The organism is Commensalibacter papalotli (ex Servin-Garciduenas et al. 2014) (assembly GCF_000527695.1).
Lineage (GTDB): Bacteria > Pseudomonadota > Alphaproteobacteria > Acetobacterales > Acetobacteraceae > Commensalibacter > Commensalibacter papalotli.
The window spans coordinates 25,431-50,913 of record NZ_ATSX01000003.1 but is presented as its reverse complement, the minus strand read 5'-3'; the positions used below and the strand labels follow the sequence as shown (position 1 = coordinate 50,913).

Sequence of the window (25,483 nt, the reverse complement as noted above, 5' to 3'; positions counted from 1 at the left end):
AATAAACCTATGCCTCATTTAACACGAACTCTTTCATTAGCAGCAGTGGTTTTATTCGGTGTTGCTTATATGGCCCCCATTATTGTTCTGGGAACGTTTGGGGAGTTGGCTAAAGAGACAAGGGGCAATGTCCCGATGGCTTATTTGGCTGCTGCTGTGGCAATGTTTTTTACTGCGTTAAGTTACAGCCATATGGCGAAAGCTTATCCAGTAGCAGGCTCTGCATATACTTATGTGCGTCGATCTATCAGTAATAAACTGGGATTTCTTGCAGGTTGGGTTATTTTATTAGATTATTTCTTTATACCGATGGTGATATGGTTGATCGGAGCATCCTTTTTACATGATGCGTTTCCGAGCGTTTCTTTGAGTCTTTGGTTAATTGCTTTTATTGTTGTGACAACGGTGATTAATGTGATTGGTTTGGAATTTGCGAAAAGTGTGAATAGCCTTTTAATGATTATTCAAATATTAATTATTGCGGCGTTTGTTACTTTGAGCATTCACTATGTAACTACGGATGGCACGACCCCTTTATTTTCGTTAAAACCTTTTTGGAATGAATATGCGCATTTATCCTATATCTTGGCAGGTGGAGCGGTTGCTTGTTACTCATTTCTTGGGTTTGATGCGGTAACAACGCTTGCCGATGAAACAAAAGATCCACAAAAAACAATCCCAAGAGCAATTATTTTGGTGACTTTGGCGGGAAGTGTTCTTTTTATTGTTACCTCTTATTTTGTGCAATTGGCGCATCCTTCATTTATTTTTCAACATATTGATTCCGCAGCTATAGAAATTGCAAAAAAAATTGGTGGGGATGTGTTTGTTTCATTCTTTCTGATTGGTTTAGTGGTTGGGCAATTTGCTTCTGGTGTTTCTGCACAAACCAGTGCGTCACGGTTACTATATGCGATGGGGAAAGATAATGTCATTTCAAAGAATTTTTTTGGGAAATTAAATAATCGTTTTTCAACACCTACCAATAATATTCTTCTATGTGGAGTGATTGCGTTGATCGGCACTCAAATAGATGTGTTAACCGCCGCGTCTTTTATTAATTTTGGGGCATTCTTGGCGTTTATGTTTGTCAATTTATCGGTTATTAACCATTTTTGGGTCAGGGAAAAGCAACGTTCTGGTTGGCAAATTCTTTCTTATCTTATATTTCCAGTAATAGGCTTAGGAACGACTTTTTGGCTGTTTATTAGTTTAGATAAACTAGCATTTACACTGGGTATAATCTGGTTATGTCTTGGCATTATCTATTTAGCCTTTTTAACAAATATGTTTAAAAAAGATCCACCAGAAATGCAATTTGATTGATGTGACTATTATTAATAAAAAAAGCCCCTTACCATGATGATAAAAGGGCTTTTTTAAAATATCAAAATAGCTTTATTAAACTATTTTAATTCAAACCATGCTTCGACTTCAACGCATGCATTCATAGGTAAACATGCAACTCCAAAAGCAGAGCGTGCATGTCGTCCAGCATCGCCCAGGATTTCTACAGCAAGGTCAGAGGCGCCATTCATAACAACGGCTTGTTGAGTAAAATCTGGGGTGCTGGCAACAAAGCCACCAAGGCGAACCAATCTTTTAATTTTTTCTAAATCAACTAAAGCAGCTTGAGCTTGTGCAAGGATATTGATCATACAAAAATGGGCTGCTTTGGCACCGGCTGCGACATCAACGTCTTTGCCTAATAATCCTGTTGCAAATAATTTGCCATCGACCAAAGGGAGCTGACCAGAGATAATCAAATTATTTCCGGTTTGCACGGTTGGTACGTAATTTGCTACGGGAGCAGCAGGGGTTGGCAGAATAATTTTTAATGCTTTCAAGCGTTCTTGTATGGTTGGCATACTGCTTTCCTTTAACTAACCAATTTAAATTTACGATTACGAGGATGGGGTGAAGAAGGAGGGGTTTCATCATCCTCTGGTAGTTCCAAAGGTAACATAGGAACCATATCCTCACCAACATGTAAATTATTGGGTGCATCAGCGAGGGATTCATTTAAATAAACATCTGAAAGCACTCTGAAACTATAATCTAAGAATGATGTTGCATATAGAGCATTGGGATCACCCTCTACCGTGCCAGCAATTCCAAATCGACTATAGGCAAAGTGAGATACATAATCTTGTAAGGGGGCACCATATTGCAACCCAATACTGACGGCCTGACTTAAACTGTCGAGCAGACCTTTGACCATAGCACTTTCTTTGGTTGGGGTAATGGAAATTTCCCCAAGTGTTCCGTCTTCATATTCCCCAGTACGCAGAAATAATCCACGTCCTGCAATACTTGCTTTCTGGGTAATACCCTTGCGACGAGGTGGTAAAGGCCTTTTGGTTCCACGTGTCAGCATTGCTTTTTGAGATAAAGGATAAGTAATTTGATTTGGCCGTGCAGGCATATGGGTTACAAATCCAGCCAAAGCTTGATGCATAGCATAATGAGCTTGCTGTGATGGTGGCGTCAAGAGTTGCTCGCCTGCTAAAGAGGCTGCTAGAGCCGATTCTAATGTTAACCCCTTATGAGCTAATCTTGCCAGCGTGCTGAAATTTAATAAGCCATCTTCTCTTAAAGGCGAGAAAATAGGAGCAAGGCCGCATGCTTCTGACCCTAATAATAAATCAGTAGGATTGCCAGGCAAGGAAAAGCTGGTATCAATTCGCTCAAGGCGAGATGCTGGTTCTTCAGAAGCCAACGCCCATATATCTTTTGCTGTTGAAGTCAACTCTGGTAAAGCGTTCCAATCAGGAGATAAAGGAAGGAAATCAGCACCACATCCTGCGTTTGCTAATAATGTTGCAAAGCAAGCCAAGCAACACGCAATATCCCTACCGTCATGACTGTCATAATCAAAACCCAGTTGAGCCAAGCATGCATCTAGGTTAGACAAGTAAATAATGCCAGCACTTGGTTGAGGCGTTAAGTCAAATTGTTTATTTTGGCTTTGTTTATCAATCGATTCTGTAAGCTCTGTAAAAGGCAACTCGCCATTCATAAAGTTGGCTTGCTGTCTATATAAGATACGCAATGTGTGCCCAGCAATCTCTAATACATGGCGATAAGCACGGGCATCAAATCCTGCCTCAGCAGAAGCAAATGCGGCCAAATTAATGGTAATGCCCAGTTTTTGGCTGGTATCATTTTTCCAAATACTGGCATTTGGACAGGCTTGCCTATGTAATAGGATATGCTCCCAATCTTCCACTGTAAATTGATCTGTCTGTTCGCATAACGGGAACACCCAATTGGCAATTAAGATATCGGCCTTAATCGGGGATACATCCAACTGATGCTCGGGGCACAGTTCTAGTATCGCGGTTGCTGCGTTGTTTTCCCAATCTTCGGGAATGGTTACAGAGTATAAGGGGGCATCGGGATCAATCGCAGTTTGCAGATTGCGCATCCTGACGCTATTCCAGAAATGTTGTGCTTTCATAATAGATAAAGTGTAAGTGCTTTTTCATCATAATATAAGAGCTATATTGGCTTAAAAATTTATACAGCCCTATGGATATAGTGGATATTGTGGATAAAATTATCGATCGGTAAAAATATGCTTTTAAAGGGGCAAAATTACTTATTTACAAAGTTAGTATTATGCAGTTTAAAGAAAGGGCTGAAAAATTAATTGAAAAGAATTTTTGCTCTTTTTTAACGAAAAGGGTATATTTTTGTTTAAGAGAATTCTATACAAGAATTCAAAGTAACCGTTATTAATAGATTGAATATATTGAACTAAGATCATGACAACATTTGGAACACGCCTTCATACGATGTTTAAAGGACGTTTGGTCGGCAAAGATGCTGATGGACGCTCTTATTACGAATCTCGTAAGTTAACCCGCCTTGGCGGTGGTGAGCACCGTCATGAGCGTTGGGTTATTTATAAAAAAAATGAGGATCCTTCAGCGGTTCCTCCTGAATGGTGGGTATGGTTGCATCACGGTGCTGATGTTGCGGTCCCTGCCTCTAAACGCCATCCATGGCAAGCCCCTTATCATTCAAATTCAACAGGTAGTGCAAACGCATATCATCCACAAGGCAGCGATTATGCTGGTGGAAAACGTGCCAAAGCAACTGGGGATTATGAAAGCTGGTCCCCTGGGGAATAAGGAATAGAGTTTATCCATATGTTTGTTACGTCCTCAAAAAAAACACAGCAGATTATAGAGCTTATTACAGGATTAATTGTTATTGTTGTGTTTATCACAGCAGTTACTTTTGCAATTATTGGACATGGGCAACGCAATGATGGTGGATATTCATTAAAAGCTTCTTTTGAGCACATTGATGGGCTGGATGTTGGCTCTGATGTTAAATTAGCGGGGGTTACCGTTGGTCAAGTTACTGGTCAAAAGGTTAATCCAAAAGATTACAAAGCCACGGTTGTTTTTACTGTACGCCCCGATGTCAGTTTACCCACCGATACAGCTGCTGTGATTACGAGTGACAGTTTGTTGGGGGGGAAATACATTGATCTTTCCCCTGGCGGTGATGAAAAAGTTTTAAAACCCAATCAATTTTTAACCCATACGCAGGGTTCAATTAGTTTACAAGAATTACTTAGTAAATTTATTTTTTCTGTTACAGACAACATGTCAAAAACAGATAATAAAACAACAGGTGATAAACCTTCTGATAAATTACAATAAAGAGCAAAGCTGATGATAGAATACCCTGTATGGTTGCAATCAGATCAACAGCCTGTTCTTTGTAAAGAAAAAATTAAAATCCTGAATGAGAACTATGTCGAGTTAATACAAGTGATGCAAGATTCATTTGAAGATGCTTTGATCATGGGGGTTAATGAACAAGGTATGAGGGATTTATTAAAACAAATTGTGGATCAGTTACGGAGTCCTGTAGTGTGAAAAAGTTTTTGCTTGCTTTATCGATGTGTTCGTTTTTTTTGGTAGAGATGAATGCGTATGCAGATCCACCAGCGGCGAATACATCAGATCTGAATAAACAACCAGTAACACATGTAGATAATACTTGGTACAGTCAGCCTAAAGCAGAAATTCGTATTTTAAATAAACTAGAATCTAGCGTTACAAACTTAACTATTCCTGTTGGTGGATCTGCGCAATATAAAACGCTAACTGTTGCTGTTAAAAAATGTATTGTGCGTCCAATAACTGCTTCTCCAGACAGTGCAGCTTTTGTAACGGTAACCGACAGTCAATTGCCAACCAATCCTTTTGCAGCTTGGATCTTTGTAGCAGAGCCAGGGGCTTCAGTATTTGAACATCCTCTTTATAATGTGAGTATTGTTGGATGCACAGGTGAGGTTGATAAAAATCCTATAGTAACGAAACCTTCTTCTACTCCTGCTACAGAGCAAAAAGGACAAAGTTCTCCTAATGATTTAGAACAATCTTTGGAACGCTCTATTCAATCTCAACACTAGAATTTATAAAAATAGATAACTTAAAAAGCCTTGAGTAGAAATACTCAAGGCTTTTTTCTATAAAACAAATTGAATATTTCATTTAATACGTGTTTGATTTATTATTTTATAGTAAAATACAAGACTTATATTTTTTATAGTTTTGAAGGCTTCTCATCGTGTCTTATCAACAGCGACAATATATCAAAAATCTTACGGGAATCTTTATCGTTCTGGCTGGAATATTCGCATTAGGATTTGCTTGGGTTGCCGAAAATATGTGGAATATGGCACCTTGTGGTTTATGTTTATTAGAGCGTTGGCCGTATCGAATTTTAATCGCTGCAGGTGTTTGTTTATTGCTTGTAAGAGGAAGTTTTGTTGCTTGGGTCAAGGCAATTATTGTATTGACTTTATTGGTTTCTCTTGGGCTTTCTTTTGTACATATTGGTGTAGAAGAGGGGTGGTGGTCCAGTCCGTTACCTGAATGTTATGCTGTGGCCAGTCATGCTCAAGATTTAGCAACACGTTTTATGGATATGCCTGATCGTCCTCATAAACCTTGCGATTTACCTTCTTATTTATTTTCGTGGTTACCTATTTCTTTGACTATGATGAATGGTTTTTATTCTCTGGTATTATTATTTTGGATTGTAATAAGCAGTGAGATAGAAAAGAAACATTCTGGTAAATTTCGCTAATTTTAATATTGTTGTTGTATTTTTTGGCCTTTTAAATTATTTGCTGGAGCGTTTCTTTTGAAAAATTTCTATTCTATTTATGAACATAATTTATTAAGAGGAGCGACTTGTAACTTTACTGTTAAATTGGCTGATCCTTTTGCCAATAGCCAACAAATTATCCAACTTGCTAACACTGTAGATAAGCAAGGGGGAGGTTTATGTGTGTTTCCAGAATTATGCCTAACAGGATACTCTATTGAGGATTTAAGATTACAACAAATTTTGTTAGAAACAACCATCAAAACTCTCGGTAAGATTTGCCAGGATACGAAAGAACTATCCCCAGTTTTAGTGTTGGGCGCACCATTGGTTTTTAAAGGTGCATTATATAATTGTGGTATTGTCATGCATAAAGGAAAGATTTTAGGTATTGTGCCAAAATCTTTTTTACCAAATTATCGTGAATTTTATGAGGCTCGTCAATTCATTAGTGGTCAATATATTCGTCAAGAAGAAATGAATCTGTTGGGGCAAACAGTCCCTTTTGGTATAGATTTACTTTTTACTGCCAAAGACTATCCAGACTTTGTTCTGGGAGTAGAAATTTGCGAAGATTTATGGGTGCCAGTTCCTCCAAGCAGTCATGCTTGCATGGCTGGGGCGACTGTCATTGCTAATTTATCAGCTAGTAATATTACGATTGGTAAGGCGGATAAACGAACTTTGTTGTGCCAAGCGCAATCAGCCCGAGGGATTTGTGCATATTTATATGCCGCAGCTGGACAAGGAGAGTCCTCAACGGATGTTGCGTGGGATGGGCAGTTATCTATTATAGAAAATGGTCAAGTGCTAGCACAAAGTGAACGTTTTCCCGAAGGGCAGCTTTGTTTAGTTGCTGATATAGATCTGGATATTTTACGACAAGAACGTTTACAAATGGGCAGTTTTCATCAAAATGAATCTGCGCGCTATCAATATCGCACTGTAGAGTTTACGCTCAATCCCTCATTGGAAGATATAGGATTAAAAAGACCGTTAGAGCGGTTTCCTTTTGTGCCTTCTGATGCCCACCGTTTGGAACAAGATTGCTATGAAGCATATATGATTCAAGTATCTGCGCTAAAACAGCGGATTCAAACTATTGGCGCCAAAAGGTTAGTGATTGGTATTTCTGGAGGGCTTGATTCGACTCAAGCGTTATTGGTTGCTGTGCAAGTGGTTGATGAGCTGAAGATGGGAAGAGATTCCATCCTAGGTTATACAATGCCAGGGTTTGGAACGAGCTCAGAGACAAAAAATAATGCTGAGGCCTTGATGGAAGCTTTGGGTATTCAGTGGCAATGTTTGGATATTCGCCCCGCAGCCGAACAAATGCTAAAAGATATGGACCATCCATATGCAAAAGGACAAGCAGTCTATGATATAACTTTTGAAAATGTACAAGCGGGGCTTAGAACGGATTATTTGTTCAGGCTGGCTAATCATCATAATGGTATTGTTATTGGAACAGGTGATTTATCTGAACTCGCACTTGGATGGTGTACGTATGGAGTTGGCGATCAAATGTCACATTATAATGTGAATGGGGGGCTTCCCAAAACGCTTATTCAACATCTTATTCGCTGGGTTATTCAATCAGAGCGTTTTTGTGATCAAGCAGGTGGAATTTTACAACGGATTATAGATACCGAGATTTCACCAGAGCTTATCCCTTCTCAGGATAATAAAACATTGCAAAGCACCGAGGAAAAAATTGGTCCATATGCGCTGCAAGATTTCAATTTATATTATATTTTACGATATGGGTTAAAGCCGTCCAAAGTTGCGTTTCTATCTTACTCTATTTGGTCAGATATTCAAAAAGGCACTTGGTTAGATGGTTTTCCAGAAGAGAAAAAGAAAGCCTATGCACTTGCTGAAATACGTCATTGGTTAGAAGTCTTTGTGAACCGCTTTTTTGCTTTTAGCCAATTTAAACGCTCTGCTATGCCTAATTCTCCTAAAGTCTCGGCAGGCGGAGGGTTATCCCCTCGGGGAGATTGGCGCGCGCCATCTGATGGAAATGCAACGATTTGGGTGAATGAATTGCTGGAAAATGTGCCAGAGAAGTAAGGAACTGCTTGATATCTTGTAAAGTGTGTATGCTTTACAAGATATCAATATAATTTTTAATTTAATTATTTTTTATCGTGTAATCTTTTATAGTTTATACAGCCTTGCTTGCTGTTATTTTCACAAGCTTTTTGATAATTTTCTTCTGCAGCTTTTTTGCTTGAAGAAACATTTATACCATGCTCATAGATTGCACCAGTATTATTGTAAGCATCACCATAGCCTTGAGCAGCAGATTTGTTGTACCATTCGAGAGCTTTTTTACCATCTTTTTTAACACCTCTGCCATCTTGATACATGACACCAAGGTTATATTGGGCAACGGCATCCCCTTTAGCAGCAGCTTGTTCAAAGAGTTCTTTGGCTTTACTATAGCTTTTAGGAACGCCTAATCCTTTTTGATACATATCGCCTAGATTAATCATAGAAGCAACATTACCTTGAGCAGCAGCTTTTTCATACCAATCTCTGGCGGTAAAGTAATTCTTTTTTACACCATATTTTCCGTTTTGATAGACTTGCCCCAATAAGCTTTGGGCTACTACATCCCCTTGAGCAGCTCTTTGTTTCATTGTTTCAAGAAGTTGCGGCGTCATATTCGGCTGATTTACAAGATCCTTACTTGCAATTGCTTTTTCTTTTGCAACTTCAAGTTGTTGAGGCGTAAGGGGTTGTGTTTGAGGCACAGGTGTTTGTGCGAAAGCACCACTGGTAAAAAAGCTTAAACCAACTGCAGCAAGTAAAGTATATTTTAGTTTCATTGAAAATCTCCTTAATATATTATTTTTATTATATATTTTTATTATCTTATCGTCTTGATAGCTTTATTGCAATATTTAGTTACTTTTATTTTACATCTTTAAATAAGGCAATTTTAAGGAGAAACTTGGATTTTATTATATTCTGTTCTTTTATCAGTGTGTATTTGATTCACAACTTTGTTTTTATGTTGGGTTATCGTATAGGTTGTTTTACCTGTGCTGAATTGTAAAATACTAATTTTTAAGCTGTGTTTAGATAACCATTCATAGTTAATACTCAGTCCATCGCCATCATTTTTTAAAGCATATCCTTTTTGTTTACCAATCTTTGGTAAAGGATAGTGAAGAAGGTGTGAAGCATATGAGTTATTCAGGAGTTTGTCCTGCATAGTTCACCTTTTGATTTTCTAAAGCTTTTTGACGTTCAGGAAAAAAATCACCGAAACGGCCCTCATCAATTGCGGGATGATTTGCCCCTTGATAAATTTCTGGCACTAGATAATCAGAAAATTGTGGTGCATCAGCAAAGGCGGATAAAGGAATAAATAATACGAAAGCCGACAAAGATGTAATTTTGAATATGGGTTTTGTCTTGTAAAATAAAAGATCAATACGAAAGAGTATTGACCTTTTAAGAAGTGCTATTTGTTTTTATTAACCCAAGGAGACTCTTCTGGAAGAACAAGTTTAACCCAAGGATGCCGCTCGGCAAGATATGACGTTACTTTGGGTTTATGATAAGTTTGCTCAGTTACTGTGTTTGTCATAGAAGCAACATGTGCCCTATATTCAGCAATTGCATCTTTGACTTGTGTGCCTTGAATACCTAATTCTGCTAGGCGACACCAAATGTCATAATCTTCCCAGCCCATAGCATCGCGTTGGACATAGTAACCTCCAGCTGCCGCCCAAGCCCATTTAGCCAACATCACCATAGCATCAATATAATTGCCTACAGTTAAACGTAGTGGATGGTATGGTACGTGCCCACCGATGGCTTCGCCTGCACCAAAATGACGCAAGTGAGGATATGCATAACCAATAGCAGTCCCTTGAATCTTGGCTAAAAGTTTTTCACAACTATCAGGCAGTAACCGATTGTCAGCATCTAGCTGCATAGAATATAAAGTCTCACTGGCAGCAATACCGATATTACGAGCACCACCTAATCCAACATTTTTTAAAGAACGATGTAGTTGTAAGCGATTAAATCGGTTTTTATGTTCTTTGGCCCAAGTAATAATGAGTTCTACAGAATCGTCAGATGAGCCATCATCTACAACAATCAGATCTATATATTTTAATGTTTGTGCTCTAACTGATTCCATAGCCTCAATAATATAGTTACTATAATTATAAGAGGTAATTACAACCGTTACTTCGGATTCTTGCAAAGCGTCATGCTCAAAAAGAATTTCGCTTTCTGGAACAATTGGCATACCAAGGTTTTTATAGTCTTTGCGTGCAATGATAGTCTCCATTGCTTGTGCAGCACCTTTTTCTCCAGTCAAGCTTAACATCATTGTATCGCACAGATGAGACTGACGTTGTATACCAAAATTCCATAAAACATCATGATATGCATTTTGTGCCACTTGGCGACGCAGTGACGGATCATCAATTAACGTAAGTAAATATGTTTCCCATTCTTCAGTATTTTTAGCTAAAAAACCAGTAATACCATGTTGAATACAACGCGTTAAAGGCCCTGTAGGAGATACAACTGAGCAGACATTTGCCAAGGCTGCTTCAAAGAATTTAAGCTCACTTTTGGCATTGCAAAAAACATTTTCTGCTTCCAAAGGCGCAATTGAAATATCAAAGCGTGCTAGTTCTTGAGGAAGTTGTTTCAAAGGAACTGTATCTCGCCACTCAATGCGATCTTGGAAATCATTAAGTTCAGGAAACTCATTCATATGCAGAATGGGGCGATGATTTTCAGGCTCTCTGAATAAAACTAAACGAACATCTGGACGTTTTCTAAAAATTGTTAATAGCGCAGGTATGACTAAAGCAAAGTCGCGTTGGTGGGTGCGTGTTCCAGAAGCATAGCCAATTCTGATATAATTATCATTTTTATTGGCTATTTTGATACGGCTAAAAAAGCGAGAAATACGCACGCAATCATCATCAAAGATATTAGGTAAAATAAAAACTAAAGGCCCTGCATGCTTTGGCATAAGCTCTTGAGCCATATGTTCGCGCATTTCTTGGGTAGTTGCAGTGGCAAAGTCTGTACGTATCAAGGTTTGCTTCATATTGCCAAAGGTACGGGATGTTTCGGCTTCTGTCGTGCCAATTGTACGAATACCATCAATGATTTCAATATAAGCAAAATGAGGTTTGAAAACGATATCGTCAGCGTCGAAAGCTGTTAGAGTCCCATATTCTTTTGCAAGCTCTACGATACCAAGGATATGACCACTAAATTCAACACGCCATAAAATCAATATATCTGCCCATTGAATATCATCAGGAGAAACATCTGCAGCATTAATTACTTTTGCTTCATGCCCAGCTATAGTACATGCTTCGGCATTGCGATAGCATCGATAAATAACGCCAGGAGTATTGGGTTCACCTGCAATAAAAATAATATGACGAGGATGCTTTATGAGAATATTTTTTTCATGATCCTGTTGTGAAATAGAAAGTTGATGATAGGTGTTAGTATAAATTTCTAATTGTTGGGACAGACTATGGTTTTGCTGCGTCAGGTTATGATTTTGTTGGGACAGACTGTGGTTTTGCTGCGTTAGGTTATGATTTTGTGCACGCAAAGTTTCTATTTTTGTAGAAGTTGTTGTCTGAACATGTTCTAAAGAACTTTTATAAGCTTTTTCTCGATAATAAATATCTTGTTGCAATAAATATGTTTCTGTTTTTGCTTTTAGAATTTGTTCTTTATTATTTATTTCTTGGGCATTGTTTGTTTGTGTTTTTAACTGCCAATAATCATCCAATAAAGCACAGTGTGTTTTAAATACTTGTTCTAGTTTTGGTGTATTTTTTAAAGAGAAAAGCTCATTAAGAGCGCTGTTTTTCGGAATACCTGTATATAAAGTAAGGAGACCATCTTGGTGTGACAACTCAAAATGAGGATAAGAATCTTTCCACTGATTAATTAGCTTGCGATTTTCTTTGGCAATTGAATTTTGGCTATACAGATTATTGAAAATAAATATTGTATCTGTAGGTACATTTGTTTGGATTATCGATAAGTGGGGATTACTTTTGATCGTTTGATTACTAATATCTATGTAGATCAAAGAGAAAGAAGAAAGCGGTATTTCTGAGGTCAGAGGAATTAGTATTTCGGATGGTAAGGAACTTTTAGGATTTGCAGAAATTCCATAACATTGACTAGAAATGCCCAAATTATATATTAATGTGCAAAGATTACCTTGAGTGTTGCGATCTGTAGTATCAAAAATTGCTATTTTTTTAGGTGTTGTATTTTTAGTTAACCATGCCAAAAAAGCTTGGTGTGGGAGTGGGTTTTGTTGGAAAATAGGCAAAGTAAACCAATCATCATAGTAGCTCAGTATGTCTTGCAATGAAATAATGCTTGAAGATGAAGGTTTGTAAGTCATGGTTAGGATCATTCCTGTTCAGTTATATTATAATTTGAGTGATACAGTTTATTTCTTGAAAAGCAAGAAGGGTAGTGAATTTAATATATAAATTTACATTTACATATATAAAAAACTATTTATGTTGTTTATTTACTATTTATAAGCTTTTGAATGTGGCTGATTTTAATAAGAGGTAGAAACAAAAGAATCTATACTAGTATAGTTTATTTAATTTAGATATCTTCAAAAGACGACAAAAAACGAATTTAAACTAAATTTAATGTGGTTTCTAAATAAATTAAGTCTATTTCATTTGCTGTTATGTACAATTTCGATATAATACGTTTCTGCTTAGCTAAAAAGTATTGTTGTAAATATTTTACATTTTATGGGCCAAAGTATTTCAATAGAATATTTTCGCCGCATTTTTTGTAATGTATTTATGAGTAATATTTGGAAACATTTAAATAATAAAAAAAATACTATGAGGTACAAATAAATGGCGATTACGATTACAGGTGCTAATGGAGAAGTTTATACTTTGGCTGCTGCAACAGGTCGAGGAAGAGCACCAGCATTACAGCTTCAATCAAAAATTAATACAGCTGTTGCACAAAACCCAGATTCTGTTGGGTTTTATTCAGAAGCAGGTGTATATCAAGCTTCAAGTGCATATGAATATTTAGTTGTGGCAGATGACACAGACACTTCAACTGGCGGCATTACATTAAATAATGCTGGTTTTTCAGCAAATCTTATCAATATCTTAGCTGGAAGAAAATCAGGAACAACTTATAATGCAAATAATGAATCAGGACAAATTGTAAATACTGCTGGTAGCTTGGATTTTAATGGTGCTGGAAAAACAGGTGCTTGGACCTTATTTACAGGTGATGGTAATTCTACAATCAAATCTACGGATGGTAATAATAGAATCAATACAGGGACTGGTAAAAATACAATTACGCTAGGGTTCGGGAATAACTCTGTTTATTCTGAAGGCCAAGATACGATTACCGGTGGTGGTACAGGATATCAATCTGTTACGTTGGTAGGTTCAAACTCTCAAGTGTCGATTGATGGTACTGCGTTAGTTGCTGATGCAAGCACAGGTGAAAAAAATACTATATCAGTTGGTAAAAATAGTACGGTTACTGGCGGTTCATCTACTACTGTTACTTATACCGATGGTGACAAAAATGAATTCTTAGCAGGTAATCAAAACACAGTGAGTGCATCAGCAAATGTGAATTCACTAAAGGTAATTCATGGTGGTGATAATACATTTAATGTTAATAACAAACTAGGTTTGTTTAACGCTAATGGAAATACTAATGTTACTGTGAACGGACAGTTTGTAGGTTTTGGTGCATCAGATTCTAATTATACAGTAAATGCAGGCGGCAGTGACTCTGGTTTGTTTGTTGCGAATATTGGTAATGAAACATTAAATGCATCAGGTTCGACAGCAGCAATTCAAATCTATGCGAATACAGTGTCTGGAGCACAAAGTAATTTTGTTGCATCAGGTGGCTCTGCTAATGATACTTTAGTTGCAGGAACTGGTAACTCAACATTTAGTGGTGGTGCTGGTGATAATTTATTCTTGTTCACTAAAGAAACTGGTCAAGGCGGAAATACAGTAATTACCGATTTTGCTAATAGTAGCCAAAATAAAATTGGTTTGCTTAACTTTGGTCTAGATGATAACAGCCTTGCACAGCTATTGAAAAATTCTCAAAATGACACAAGTGGTAATGCGGTTCTAAATATTGAAGGACGTAATATTACTGTTGAAAATGTAGCTGTATCTGATTTAAATGCAGATCGATTCGTGCTTATTAATACACCAACACATACTGCATAATTTTTTTTGCATGGTTGTTGTATAATAACTTAGTATTTTTAAAATACTAAGTTATTATAATATAAATGTTAATAATTATAGGTAAAGTCATTGATTTTTATATAAAGTTATTATATTTATATATTGCGCACATACTTGCAGTATTGTGCGTAATTAAGGATATCTAGTTTTAATAATTAAAAATAAAGATTAAGAGTGAAGTAGAATGGGTGAAAGAATAACGGTTGTCGGGGGTACCGATAGTACTATCGCTGTAACATTAGATGGTACTCAAGCTTTGAAATTAGCGAAGCAGTTTAGTCAAGAGTTGCAAAATTACTACTCTGTTGACCAGTTGAATTTTCTTGATGTAACAGCTGACGGAGCCGCTCCAGTTGAGCATAAAATTGGGTATGGTGTGATTACTCAAGGTGGCGCCGCTTATAGTGCTGGTAATGGTTACGATTATATCGTAGTTGGTGGAAAAAACGCTCAATCACCAAAAATGGGTATGACAGCTACAGAAATTAATAATTTAAGTCTGTTGAATGGTCCTGTTACTATTAATTCAGTAATGAATTCCAGTCAGTTTGTTCGTGTTCTATCAGGTAATATTCAAAGTTTTACCTATAATGCAGGGCAAGAAAGTGGTCAGCTTGCAGCAGGAGCTGAAAACAGTAATGTTGTTTTCAATGGTAACACTGTTAATGGTGGTAATTGGGATATAGCGGTTGGTACTGGTAATAATACAATTGTTGCTGGTAGCGGTAATAATAATATTTCAATTGGTAATCAAGCATTGACTGGCCAAGGGCAGAGTTCTATTGATCTTACTGCTGGTAAGATTAATAATGTAACTTCTTATGGCCAAGACACTATTACAGCTTCCAATGATAGTACTGCTCAAAATCGTGTCAGCTTGTTTGGTGGTCTTTCAGAAGATATTCATTCAACAGTTAATCTTAACGAAGGTGCTGCAGTTAACGACTTTAGTTTCTATAACGTTGTAACTGTTGGTGGTGGTAGCACAATCCAAGGTGGTACTTATGGTAACTACACCTTTAACGGTTCAAATGACTCTAACGCAGGTCAGTTGAATGGTGGTCAATCTAGTAGTATTACAGCAACTGGTGACTTACAAGTTGTTCAAGGTGACTCTAATACAATTAATGCAAGCCGATCTTTGTCATTCTTTAATGGTGTTGGTAACACAGAAGCCACTGCTCAAGGTCAATTTGTTGGCTTTGGTGCTGGTGGATTGAATTATACATTGAATGCATCTGGTAATGATAGCGGTTTATTTGTTGCCGATGTCGGAAATGAAACATTAAATGCATCAGGATCTACCTCAGCATTACAAATTTATGCAAATACTGTTGTTGGCGGTAGCTCTGATTTTGTTGCTTCTGGTGGTTCTGGTAATGATACCTTGGTTGCAGGAACTGGTAACGCTACCTTTAGTGGTGGTGCTGGTGATAACTTGTTCATGTTTAACAAAGCTATTACTGATAATGGTAATACAGTTATTACCGACTTCTCTAAAAATGGTAACGGCGATAAAATTGGCTTGTATAACTATGGTCTAGACAATGATAGTATTGCAAACTTGTTGAAAACCTCTGAAAATGATGCAAAGGGTAATGCAGTTCTTAAACTTGATGGACATACAATTACCATTGAAGGTCTTTCTGTAAGTGATCTTACTGTTAATCAGTTTGACGTTGCAAATCCTAATGGTGTAGTTAAGTCTTAGTAAAAAACTTCTACTAATTTAAAAGCCAGTTACAATAGTAACTGGCTTTTTTTATTTATATATAAATTTATTGAATATATTTTGAATAAGAAATATAAATAAATAAATAAAATTTAAAAATAAGATATATATTAGAACAAAATGACTAAGAAAATAAAAAAAAATCTATCAGAAAGCTATAGCAATAGTTTGAAGCTATCAAGCTTAAAAATTTCAAATTTACAGAGTGAAATTTCAAATTTAAAAGGTGAGGTTTCAAATCTACAAAGTAAGATTTCAAATATACAAAGTGAGATTAAAGAAAAAGAGACTTTAATTCAAAGAATTAAAACCCCTCTTTATTGTAAAGTAACATTACTTAATGGCATGGTAAGTTATTTTGTTAAAGGACAATTTTTTAAAGAATATCCTATAAAAATAGTTAAAAAGCGTCTTTTTGAGGTTTATAAAGAAGAAGGCTATAGAGGTATTTATCGTAAATTAATACTTCGTTTTCCAAAATTACGTGCTATTTTTCAAAAGTTTGAATCGACGAAAAAGCAGTCAGAACATTCGCAACATAATGTTGTACCTGCGCAAAACACCTTTATTGATAATATAGATTTAATCTATAATTATCAATTTCCTAATAATAAATCTAATTCACAATACCCATTAATTTTAATTATAGCAGAAGTTACGCTTCCGCAATGTTATAAATACCGTGTGCAACAAAAAGTTGAACATTTAGAGCGTTTAGGGTGGATTGTGAAAGTCAGTGATTGGCGCACGCAAAAACAAGTAATGTCACTATTACAAATATCTCAAGAAGTTATCTTTTATCGCGTGCCTGCATTTCCAAATGTTTTAGAGCAGCTTCAAGAGGCAAAACGGTTGGGGTTAAAACCATGGTGGGAAGTTGATGATTTAATCATTAATCAAGAACGCTATGCGGAATGTGGTTTTATGCAATATTTATCAACTGAAGAAAAAAATCTTTTGTTTTTTGGTACTGGTTTATACCGTAAAACAATGTTTTCTTGTGAGCACGCAATTGCTTCGACACAAGCTTTGGCCAAAGTAATGCAACAAGAAGGTGTGCCTGAAGTTTATGTTATTGAGAATGCACTTGATCAAAATACTTTAAATATTGCGGAAAGATTAAACAGATCTAAAGTTAACAAAACGATAAAAGAAAAGAATTCTGATGAGGTAACTATTGTATACGGCTCAGGCTCGAATACGCATAACGCTGATTTCCTTGCTGCATCAATGGGTATATTATCTGCTTTGAAAAATGAGAAAAGACTTCGTTTATCGATCGTTGGAGAGCTGGATTTACCTATTGAGTTTCAAGATGTTATCAATCAAATAACTTATACGCCACCTCAATCATATGAACGATATTTAGAATTATTAGCCCAAGGAGATATTGCTATTGCTCCATTAGAGCCAATTCTTTTTAATGATGCTAAAAGTAATATTAAATATTTAGAGGCTTCAATTTTAGGGGTGCCATCAGTTTGTTCACCACGGCAAGCTTTCAGTGACGTTATTACGGATTCTGAGAACGGATTTTTGGCAAATACTTCAGATGAATGGAAAGAAAAATTATTATTATTGGCCAGGGATAAAGAGTTAAGGTGCTCTATGGCCCAGCAAGCCTATCAATCTGTGATATCTCGTTATTCACCAAAGGTTATTACTGATCAGCAGGTCCAACCTGTTTTTGGCTTGCCTGCAAAACAAGTTGTAAAAAAGAATAGCTTAAAAATATTAGTAGTTAATGTTTATTATGATCCGTATTCTTTTGGTGGGGCTACATTTGTTGCCGAGGAAATGGCAAGAAGAATTCATCAACATGAAGATGTAGAGGTGACTATTTTCACTTCTAGACCAGTTAAAGGTCAAGAGCGTGGATTATGTAAATATAAAAATCATGGATCAATAGTTTATTCTGTCGACATTCCTTCTGCAATACATGCTTCGCAACAATTCGATAATGTAGAGATAATAGAACCTTTCGAAATGGTTTTAGATGCTGTAAAACCTGATATTGTGCATTTCCATTCAATTCAAAATATGGGATTACAGATGTTGTTTTCTTGTCAAAGCAAACAAATCCCTTATGTAATTACCTTACATGATTCATGGTGGCTATGTAATCGTCAATTTATGACCAGATCAAATGGAAATTATTGTTTTCAAACGAAAATTGATTTAAGAGTATGTCAAACCTGCGAAGCACATGCAGATTATATACCTTTAAGGTCAATGATGATGAAACAAGGATTACAAGCAGCTTCTTTGTTGTTAAGTCCAAGTGAAACGCACCGACAATTATATATTGCCAATGATATTGATGAAGCTTCCATTAAAGTAAATCGTAATGGGATTGTAAGACCCAAAAAGAAACGACCATCTCGTCCAACAAATACGCCTTTACGCTTTGGTTTCGTTGCTGGAGATGAAGCGATTAAAGGTGCCCAAGTTATTCAAAAGGCATTTAAATCATTACGTCGTTCTGACTGGGAATTAAAAATTATTGACAGTAAGATCAATATGGGATTTGCGCCAATTGATGTCAGTAATTGGGGAGTTGAGGGTAAAGTTGTTACTATTCCTCCTTACGATGTTCAAGGTAAAGATGATTTCTTTTATGGAATTGATGTTCTACTTTTCCCTTCACAATGGAAAGAAAGTTACGGCATGACCGTCAGAGAGGCATTATTACGTGATGTTTGGGTAATTTGTAGTAATCCAGGAGGTCAATCTGAAGATGTTGTGGATGGTGTGAATGGCACTTATGTTTCTTTGACAGGAGATTCTGAAGAACTCAAACGAGTTATAGAAGATTTACTCGATAAAGCATCTATGTTTGATAATTATGTAAACACTCATAAAGATCATATTGCGACTATGGAAGAACAAACAGAAGAGTTGCTCGGATATTATTATCAGATTAAAGAGGAAACTCAGCAGTTAAGCCTGACCTGATTGAATAATTAAAAATTAGTCTATTAGCTTTCCTGTTTATGATGAAAAAATATTGAGGAATGTAATAAGATGAAACAGCTTTATTTAGGTTTCTTTATGAGCTGTTTATATTTCATTCATATGACACATAATGGTTTTGGAGTAGCAGAGGTTTATTCCAAAACCAGAAAATCCTGTGTTCAATTTTTTGATTTGTGGAGGCATGCTGAAACAGGAAACCCTTCACCTGAATATAAATATCAATGTGCCATAAGATTAAGTATTACTTTGCATAATGTGGGGGTTGATATGAAGTCTTTTTCACAAAAAGCAGTTAAACCAGCTTCGGGTCGTCAAACTTTGGGACGTACTATAATTGACGGCTTGCCTGTTGCAACCCGTGCTGACGAAATGGCTGTTTGGTTAAAGCAGAATCCGTTTTGTGGATTGGGGCAGGCTGAAGATATTACAGGTCAAAACTGGAAAGATAAAGTTTACGGCAGGACTGGGATTATTGCTTTTTCTAGTTATTGGGGGAAAAATCAAGATGGAGGTCATATTGATATTTGGAATAAATCGCGCTTTCCTTATCCAACACCTAGTTTTAGTATTGATGGAACGTTTGGAATTTTAGCTAACTTTTCTCGTTTTGCTTTTGGTGGATGGGGAATATATAATGGTGGTTACTATTATGGTGTCGGAATTATGCCAAACCTTGCCGATTCAAAGAAAATTATATTTTTTGAAGTAAAGTAGTTTTTCATTTAGGATAAATTATAGGGCAAGAAATTCCTTGCTTAAGGAAATATTGCCAGGCAATTTTCGTGTCATAAGTGCTGGCCAAATATAAAAAACGCTTCCATTTAGGTACAACAGGTAAAGGCCTATTGGGGTATTGTTTTAAATACTCATCTATATATTCTAGTGGAAAATAATGATTATTTTTTAATAATTTACGGTAATAATTTAGCCAAAAAAGTCCATAATAATTATCTCTTATAACTTCTTTTTTAATAAAAGGAACTTGACCAGAGGTGATTACACTAACCCAATCCAAATGCATAGGATTTGTTTGTTTTGGGTCTCTAAGCGGATATTTTTTTAATTTTGACCATTGCCCAGCATAACGAAATTCTGGAATTTCTTGTATGATTTGTCCCAAGCCAAGTTCACCTTTTTGAATTATTTCTGGTTTTGACATTTGGTGAAAAGGTAAATTTAATAATGTTTGAATCTTTGGATGGTGAAAAGCGTGATTGGTAAAACATAAAAACCAGGATTGAAGGTGCCAGTTAATTTCCAAGGTTTCAACCATACCCCAAATATCAATGTTTGGTGTTAACATCTTATCAAAGATTGCATTCATTGAATATAGAGGGCCAAAAATACTATCATTCGTCAGTAAAATATAATCAGCATTTTTGGCAACTCCCTTGTGCATCAAATGTTGCCATGCACCGAAATCTAAGCCTGTATTAGAACGTAGGTGAGGGGTAATATGATGTTTTTTACAAAAATCATCTGTATCAGATGATAAAATTTGCTGTCCAGATAAAGCCAGATGCGTTTCCCACCCACAATGATATAATGCTTTTAAATAATGTTTGACGTCAAAAGGTAACTTATTCGATTGCGTATAATGTGCGAAAAGGCATATTTTTTTAGGCATGGTGAATAGGTTCCATTGGAGGTTGGGATAAACTGGATATTTCAGCTAGAGCAATTTCAACAGATTGATAAATTTTTTTACCTGCTATTTTATCCATTATATCACTTTTTTGTACAATATTTCGGAAGTCGTAATGTCCATTAGCGATAATAAGATTGATATTTTTTGTCTGAAGTAAAATGTAAAGTTGATTAAGAGCATAAAGGGTGCTGGCATCTCCTCTGGTCATCACAGATGCATCTAAAATAAACCATTTAATCGATTGGTCTTCATGTTGTTCAAGAACGGTTGCACAACGGCTAGAGAAATAACCTTCATTAAAAAAAATAATAGAAGCCTCGAATAAATAGATAATACAATGAGGAACAGGGACAGCTGTGGGCTCTAAATTAAGATTTACGAGCTCTTTGGTATTTGGGAACATTCCTAACAAAGAATCTCTGGGTCTGGCAGATAGTGCGAGGCCATGTAAAAGTGTAATAAAAACAGCCAAGATAATCCCTTGTAAAATTCCTACCCATAAAACACCTAGAATAGTGATAATTACAAAAATAGCTTCTTGCCTACTGACCTTTAAAAGAAACCGAAAAGTTTTAAAGTCAATCAGATTAATTGCGGTTGAAATTAAAATTACGCTAAGAATTGCAGAAGGTAAAAAGCTGAGTGGTTGGGAAAGAAAGGTAATGATCAAAGCAATAGTTATAGCAGAGCTAATACCTACAAGTGCGGTTTTTCCTCCAGAGTTTATAGCAACGGCAGTTCTGGAATCAGCACCTGTTACGGTAAAACTTTGGAATAATCCTGAAATTATATTAGCAATACCAAAACTGACTAATTCTTTATTGCCATCAACTTGCTTGCCTATGGTGGCTGCAAAACTGCGTGCAGTAATAATTCCACTCGAAAAGCTGATTAGGGTTACTGCAACAACGGTTTCTATGAATTCTGTAAGAGGATAATTAAAAGAGGGAATTTCAAAGCTGGGAAGTCCAGATGGCAATTTCCCCAAAGTCATAATTCCATATTGATTTAGGCTAAATCCCCAAGAAAGCAAAATAGAAACGATTACGGTAATAACAGGTGCAGGAATAGAGGGTTTGTAGAAAATACAAGCTCTTATAAAAATAAAAAAAAACAGAGCCATTCCAAAGGTCATCCAGTGAATAGAAGATAAGTGGTGGATAAAAAAAAGGGCTCGTTCAAAGAAATTTCCTGTAGGAGCATAAATCTTAGTGATAATAGAAAGTTGCGATAGGATTAGTTGAATACCTATTCCTGCTAAATAGCCTGTTAAAATTGGTCGAGACAAAAAATTCGCAATAAAACCTAGGCGCAATTTTCCGGCAAAAATACTCACTATACCAACGCCAATCGCGATGGCTGCTGCGCCTTGTATTCTAGCATCAGGGGTTGTTAATGCAAAAGCGGTCAAGCTGACACCAACGATATTACTGACAGCGGTATCGGGTCCTATAATTAAAAAGGGAGAAGAGCCAAAAATTGCATAAGCTAGAACAGGAATAATACAAGCATATAAACCAATAATCGCAGGAACACCCATTAAATTGGCATAGGCCAATCCAACTGGAATAGCGACACTAGAAACTAAAATGCCTGCTAATATATCATTTAGAGCGATGGGAACAGTAAGTCTTTTTAAAGAACGTGCTCCAGCAGGTAACTGGAATATTGCTTTAAAAAAGCTTTGTGCTTTAGCTTGCATTTACAGACCATGTAATCAAGAGTTGAAATATGTTTTAATTTTGTTCTTTTGGAATAGTATTGTAAAGCAATAAAGCACTTTTTTGTTGAAGTTGTGATTGCCATATTTTCCAATCTGGCATGATTTGCGAGACAAGAGAATAGAATTTCTTGCTGTGATTGGGTTGAACTTCATGGCACAACTCATGAATAATGACATAGTCAATACAGTTAAGTGGAGCTTTGATTAAATGTTGATTAAGGGTAATCACTCTTGGCGTATGATGAATATAGCTGCCCCATCGACTTGTCATTTTCTTGATACGCAATAAAGGGGGGTGTTTTTCCCAGTTAATCCATGAAATAGAGGGTTTTATGAGTAAAAGTCGTTTAGAAAATAGATCAATGGCTTGAAAACGATACCAACTATTTAATAAATAAGCGATTTTTTGCGGTGTGTTTTGGCGAATAGTAATTTTAAGCGATTGATCAACAACTTGGATGTTAGGTTTTAGAGCACTATTTTCTATAATATCCAAAGCATAATATTGTCCTAAAAAAAGATGCTTTTCTGATTGTATAAATTGAAGATGATGTGATTGCTCTTGTTTTGCATGTTGTTTATTGATTTGCTGAAGAATCCAATCGCCGTGTTTTTCTAAAATAGCTATAATTTGTTGATGTGTCGTTCTTTTTGGTGCTTTGATTTTAAGGACAAGTTCAGGGGTTAATGATAAAGAAATTTTGGGTTTTTTGGTTAACGGGTGCGGTGGGTATAACTCGCACATAACTTGATGTTGATGATATGTAAATTGGAATCTTTTTAAAGGGGATTTCACAATGAAGATTTTAATAAAAGTTTTTTACTAAAGATTAGATTATAAGAAGTTATATCTTTGTGGAAAAAAAGACTAATCTATACTGAATAATATTATTTATAATTTTAAGGGAATTTAAAGTATGTTTAATGGCTGGGGAGGGAGGGATCGAACCTCCGAATGGCGGAATCAAAATCCGCTGCCTTACCGCTTGGCTACACCCCAACGTTGTTTATGAAACATCTTTTAGACAACTTCTTGGATTACGTAAAGAGAAAAATTAAAAAAAATAGATTTTTTTACGTTTCACTATTGGAACAATAAGATTCGTCTTTGTTTTCGGCCTCTTTTTTTGAAGCTGAATCGTTCTTGTGAACTACAAAATAGGATGCAAATTTGCCAGCTTTTTTAATGGTTTGATCCAAAGAAGCCATGGTTTGAGAGATATCTTGGGTATCATCTTTAATCCATACGCGCATATTAAGTGCCCATATTGCGGTTAAGCCTTTAACGCATGCGATTCCTCTGATGCCATAGGTGTTAATTTGTGCAGATTCGGCAATCCAACGCATGCTATTCTTCGTTGCGATAGCCATCATAAGAGCCAAAGGTGGATTAAAAGGCAGGGCATGTAATGCTGAAATAACGCCTTCTCTGTATTCTTGTAGAACATCAAAGCGGCTCATAAACAAATCAAATAAATAGTCAGCTACTGGTTGATTTTGATATTTTTGGGTTAATGCAGATTCGTCAGCCAAACGATTAAGATAAACTAGCAGAGATGCTTTGCATGGGAAAATTTGGCGCGCTGTTGGCACTGGAACATCTGCTTGTTGTGCAGCTTCGACAAGTGTCATTTTGTGCCACCCTTGTTCAGCGGCAAGCTTCATGGCGGTATTAAAAAGTTTTAAATTAATTTCTTCGTTGTTCATTATACATACCTGAAAAAAGGAAAAGGCTTAGTTTTAAAAATAAGCCTTTTTTCATTACTTAGGAAGACATTTCTTTAGATCTATCAGCTGCGGCTTGAATTGCTTTGGATAAAGATTCTGGCCAGGCCTTGGATTCAATTAAAATATTTATTGCTTGTTCGGTAATGCCTCCAGGGGTTGCTACTGCTTTGCGTAAATCTTCTGATTCTTTATCAGATTTTCCAAGTAAAGCAGCAGATCCAACAACGGTTTGCCTAGCCAGTAAGCGGGCCAGATCTTTGGAAAGGCCTTTTTCTTCACCGACTTTTTGTAATAATTCAGCGAGCAAGAAAATATATGCAGGACCTGAGCCTGCAATAGCGGTGGCAACGTCCATATCTTTTTCAGTTGGTAACCAGGCAACCTGACCAATAGCATGCAACAGGGCATCGGTTAGTTGTTTTTGCTCTTTGGTAACCGTAGAACCAGCAACGACTGAAGTCATTCCTAATCCAAGTTCAGAAGGCGTGTTAGGCATAACGCGGATTACTGCTTGAGTATCTCCGAACTGAGATTTTAACCAATTTAGATTACGTCCACCCAATACAGACAGGATAACAGCATCTTTTGTCCAAGGAGATAAAGAAGGAATGATTTCTGTAGCTTGATCGGGTTTCATGGCCAAAATGATGGCTTTTGGGTGGAAATCTTTGGAGATTTCATCAATAGATCGCACATGTTGATGAGGAGAAGGTAAATCTAGATCATGACGATGGACAATCACTGAGGGATCCAGTCCTTTTTTTAGCCATCCATGCAGCATTGCATGGCCCATATGCCCACATCCAACCAGTAAAATAGGAGGTAAGTTCGCCATTATAATTTCCTTAGGTCTAAATAAAATATTTGGAATACTATAATTATCTTAACGTGAAACAGAGATGGCGTTAAGAGATTTTTGTCCCATTAGGCACGGGGCGTTCAATGGTAGAAATCACAATTCCTTGATCTGTTTGAAATCCTGTTAATAAAAATTGAGACCGAAATGGGCCAATTTGTTTTTCTGGGAAATTAATCACTCCGATGATTTGTTTGCCTATAAGTTCTTCTTTACTATAGAGCCTGACGATCTGAGCACTCGTTTTGCGTTCACCATAAGCCCCGAAATCTACCCATACTTTATAGGCAGGTTTTCGAGCTTCTGGGAATGTTTCGACTTTCATAATCGTGCCAGCAACCATGATAATTTTTTCAAAATCCTTCCATTCAATGAAATTCATGAAATA

Annotated in this window: 23 protein-coding genes and 1 tRNA gene; 11 read left to right on the top strand and 13 right to left on the bottom strand. The window is 36.5% G+C overall.

Annotation, left to right across the window (positions count from 1 at the left end):
• Window positions 1-9: 9 nt before the first annotated feature.
• Window positions 10-1,326: an APC family permease gene (locus tag COMX_RS09140; RefSeq protein WP_034340388.1), complete on the top strand. Its 1,317-nt coding sequence runs from the start codon at window positions 10-12 to the stop codon at window positions 1,324-1,326.
• 80 nt (window positions 1,327-1,406) lie between these two features.
• Here the strand turns inward: COMX_RS09140 and COMX_RS09135 are convergent, their stop codons facing one another.
• Together COMX_RS09135 and COMX_RS09130 are read right to left on the bottom strand one after the other, a co-directional pair.
• Window positions 1,407-1,868, bottom strand: a complete 462-nt coding sequence (locus tag COMX_RS09135; RefSeq protein WP_034340384.1) for a RidA family protein — start codon at window positions 1,866-1,868, stop codon at window positions 1,407-1,409.
• Between the two features lie 11 nt (window positions 1,869-1,879).
• On the bottom strand, window positions 1,880-3,427 hold the full coding sequence (locus COMX_RS09130; protein WP_051462079.1) for a TSCPD domain-containing protein: 1,548 nt from the start codon (window positions 3,425-3,427) through the stop codon (window positions 1,880-1,882).
• 340 nt (window positions 3,428-3,767) lie between these two features.
• Here COMX_RS09130 and COMX_RS09125 point away from each other — a divergent pair, with 340 nt between their 5' ends.
• The 6 genes from COMX_RS09125 (at window position 3,768) to COMX_RS09100 (ending at window position 8,208) form a co-directional block, all read left to right on the top strand.
• Window positions 3,768-4,136: an NADH-ubiquinone oxidoreductase subunit NDUFA12 family protein gene (locus COMX_RS09125; RefSeq protein ID WP_034340378.1), complete on the top strand. Its 369-nt coding sequence runs from the start codon at window positions 3,768-3,770 to the stop codon at window positions 4,134-4,136.
• An 18-nt stretch (window positions 4,137-4,154) separates the two neighbouring features.
• The gene (gene mlaD, locus COMX_RS09120) at window positions 4,155-4,676 is read left to right on the top strand and encodes an outer membrane lipid asymmetry maintenance protein MlaD (protein ID WP_034340376.1); all 522 of its coding nucleotides are present in this window, start codon (window positions 4,155-4,157) and stop codon (window positions 4,674-4,676) included.
• A 12-nt stretch (window positions 4,677-4,688) separates the two neighbouring features.
• Window positions 4,689-4,895, top strand: a complete 207-nt coding sequence (locus COMX_RS09115; RefSeq protein ID WP_034340373.1) for a hypothetical protein — start codon at window positions 4,689-4,691, stop codon at window positions 4,893-4,895.
• Complete coding sequence (locus tag COMX_RS10765) at window positions 4,892-5,434, top strand: DUF2155 domain-containing protein (RefSeq protein ID WP_051462077.1); 543 nt, start codon at window positions 4,892-4,894, stop codon at window positions 5,432-5,434. The genes COMX_RS09115 and COMX_RS10765 overlap by 4 nt, the downstream gene beginning before the upstream one ends.
• 158 nt (window positions 5,435-5,592) lie before the next feature.
• Complete coding sequence (locus tag COMX_RS09105) at window positions 5,593-6,114, top strand: disulfide bond formation protein B (RefSeq protein ID WP_051462075.1); 522 nt, start codon at window positions 5,593-5,595, stop codon at window positions 6,112-6,114.
• Between the two features lie 57 nt (window positions 6,115-6,171).
• Window positions 6,172-8,208: an NAD(+) synthase gene (locus COMX_RS09100; RefSeq protein ID WP_034340370.1), complete on the top strand. Its 2,037-nt coding sequence runs from the start codon at window positions 6,172-6,174 to the stop codon at window positions 8,206-8,208.
• Window positions 8,209-8,273: 65 nt separating this feature from the next.
• Here the strand turns inward: COMX_RS09100 and COMX_RS09095 are convergent, their stop codons facing one another.
• From COMX_RS09095 to COMX_RS09080, 4 genes are all read right to left on the bottom strand, one after another.
• Window positions 8,274-8,969, bottom strand: a complete 696-nt coding sequence (locus COMX_RS09095) for a tetratricopeptide repeat protein (protein WP_051462073.1) — start codon at window positions 8,967-8,969, stop codon at window positions 8,274-8,276.
• 113 nt (window positions 8,970-9,082) lie between these two features.
• Window positions 9,083-9,358 (bottom strand): hypothetical protein, encoded by a 276-nt coding sequence (locus tag COMX_RS09090; RefSeq protein ID WP_034340367.1) that lies wholly within the window; start codon window positions 9,356-9,358, stop codon window positions 9,083-9,085.
• Window positions 9,336-9,533, bottom strand: a complete 198-nt coding sequence (locus COMX_RS09085) for a hypothetical protein (RefSeq protein WP_034340364.1) — start codon at window positions 9,531-9,533, stop codon at window positions 9,336-9,338. The genes COMX_RS09090 and COMX_RS09085 overlap by 23 nt, the downstream gene beginning before the upstream one ends.
• Window positions 9,534-9,610: 77 nt before the next feature.
• Window positions 9,611-12,562 carry a glycosyltransferase gene (locus COMX_RS09080; protein ID WP_051462071.1) on the bottom strand — a complete coding sequence of 984 codons (2,952 nt, stop codon included), beginning with the start codon at window positions 12,560-12,562 and terminating at the stop codon, window positions 9,611-9,613.
• 481 nt (window positions 12,563-13,043) lie between these two features.
• Between COMX_RS09080 and COMX_RS09075 the strand changes: the two genes are divergently transcribed.
• From COMX_RS09075 to COMX_RS09060, 4 genes are all read left to right on the top strand, one after another.
• Complete coding sequence (locus COMX_RS09075; protein WP_034340360.1) at window positions 13,044-14,411, top strand: beta strand repeat-containing protein; 1,368 nt, start codon at window positions 13,044-13,046, stop codon at window positions 14,409-14,411.
• A gap of 205 nt (window positions 14,412-14,616) precedes the next feature.
• The gene (locus tag COMX_RS09070) at window positions 14,617-16,143 is read left to right on the top strand and encodes a calcium-binding protein (protein WP_034340358.1); all 1,527 of its coding nucleotides are present in this window, start codon (window positions 14,617-14,619) and stop codon (window positions 16,141-16,143) included.
• A 141-nt stretch (window positions 16,144-16,284) separates the two neighbouring features.
• Window positions 16,285-19,119, top strand: a complete 2,835-nt coding sequence (locus COMX_RS09065; protein WP_051462068.1) for a glycosyltransferase — start codon at window positions 16,285-16,287, stop codon at window positions 19,117-19,119.
• 69 nt (window positions 19,120-19,188) lie between these two features.
• Complete coding sequence (locus COMX_RS09060; protein WP_051462066.1) at window positions 19,189-19,854, top strand: type VI secretion system amidase effector protein Tae4; 666 nt, start codon at window positions 19,189-19,191, stop codon at window positions 19,852-19,854.
• Window positions 19,855-19,858: 4 nt separating this feature from the next.
• Here the strand turns inward: COMX_RS09060 and COMX_RS09055 are convergent, their stop codons facing one another.
• The 7 genes from COMX_RS09055 to COMX_RS09025 form a co-directional block, all read right to left on the bottom strand.
• Window positions 19,859-20,767, bottom strand: coding sequence for a rhamnan synthesis F family protein (locus COMX_RS09055; protein ID WP_051462065.1), 909 nt, complete (start codon window positions 20,765-20,767; stop codon window positions 19,859-19,861).
• Complete coding sequence (locus COMX_RS09050) at window positions 20,760-22,490, bottom strand: SulP family inorganic anion transporter (RefSeq protein ID WP_051462064.1); 1,731 nt, start codon at window positions 22,488-22,490, stop codon at window positions 20,760-20,762. Before COMX_RS09050 ends, COMX_RS09055 begins: the two co-directional genes overlap by 8 nt.
• 34 nt (window positions 22,491-22,524) lie before the next feature.
• On the bottom strand, window positions 22,525-23,256 hold the full coding sequence (locus COMX_RS09045) for a M48 family metallopeptidase (RefSeq protein WP_034340356.1): 732 nt from the start codon (window positions 23,254-23,256) through the stop codon (window positions 22,525-22,527).
• Between the two features lie 180 nt (window positions 23,257-23,436).
• A tRNA-Gln gene (locus tag COMX_RS09040) sits at window positions 23,437-23,511 on the bottom strand.
• A 74-nt stretch (window positions 23,512-23,585) separates the two neighbouring features.
• Window positions 23,586-24,218 carry a hypothetical protein gene (locus tag COMX_RS09035; protein ID WP_051462063.1) on the bottom strand — a complete coding sequence of 211 codons (633 nt, stop codon included), beginning with the start codon at window positions 24,216-24,218 and terminating at the stop codon, window positions 23,586-23,588.
• A 58-nt stretch (window positions 24,219-24,276) separates the two neighbouring features.
• Window positions 24,277-25,074 carry a pyrroline-5-carboxylate reductase gene (gene proC, locus COMX_RS09030; protein WP_034340353.1) on the bottom strand — a complete coding sequence of 266 codons (798 nt, stop codon included), beginning with the start codon at window positions 25,072-25,074 and terminating at the stop codon, window positions 24,277-24,279.
• Between the two features lie 70 nt (window positions 25,075-25,144).
• Window positions 25,145-25,477 (bottom strand): tRNA-binding protein, encoded by a 333-nt coding sequence (locus COMX_RS09025; RefSeq protein ID WP_034340350.1) that lies wholly within the window; start codon window positions 25,475-25,477, stop codon window positions 25,145-25,147.
• Window positions 25,478-25,483: the final 6 nt, after the last annotated feature.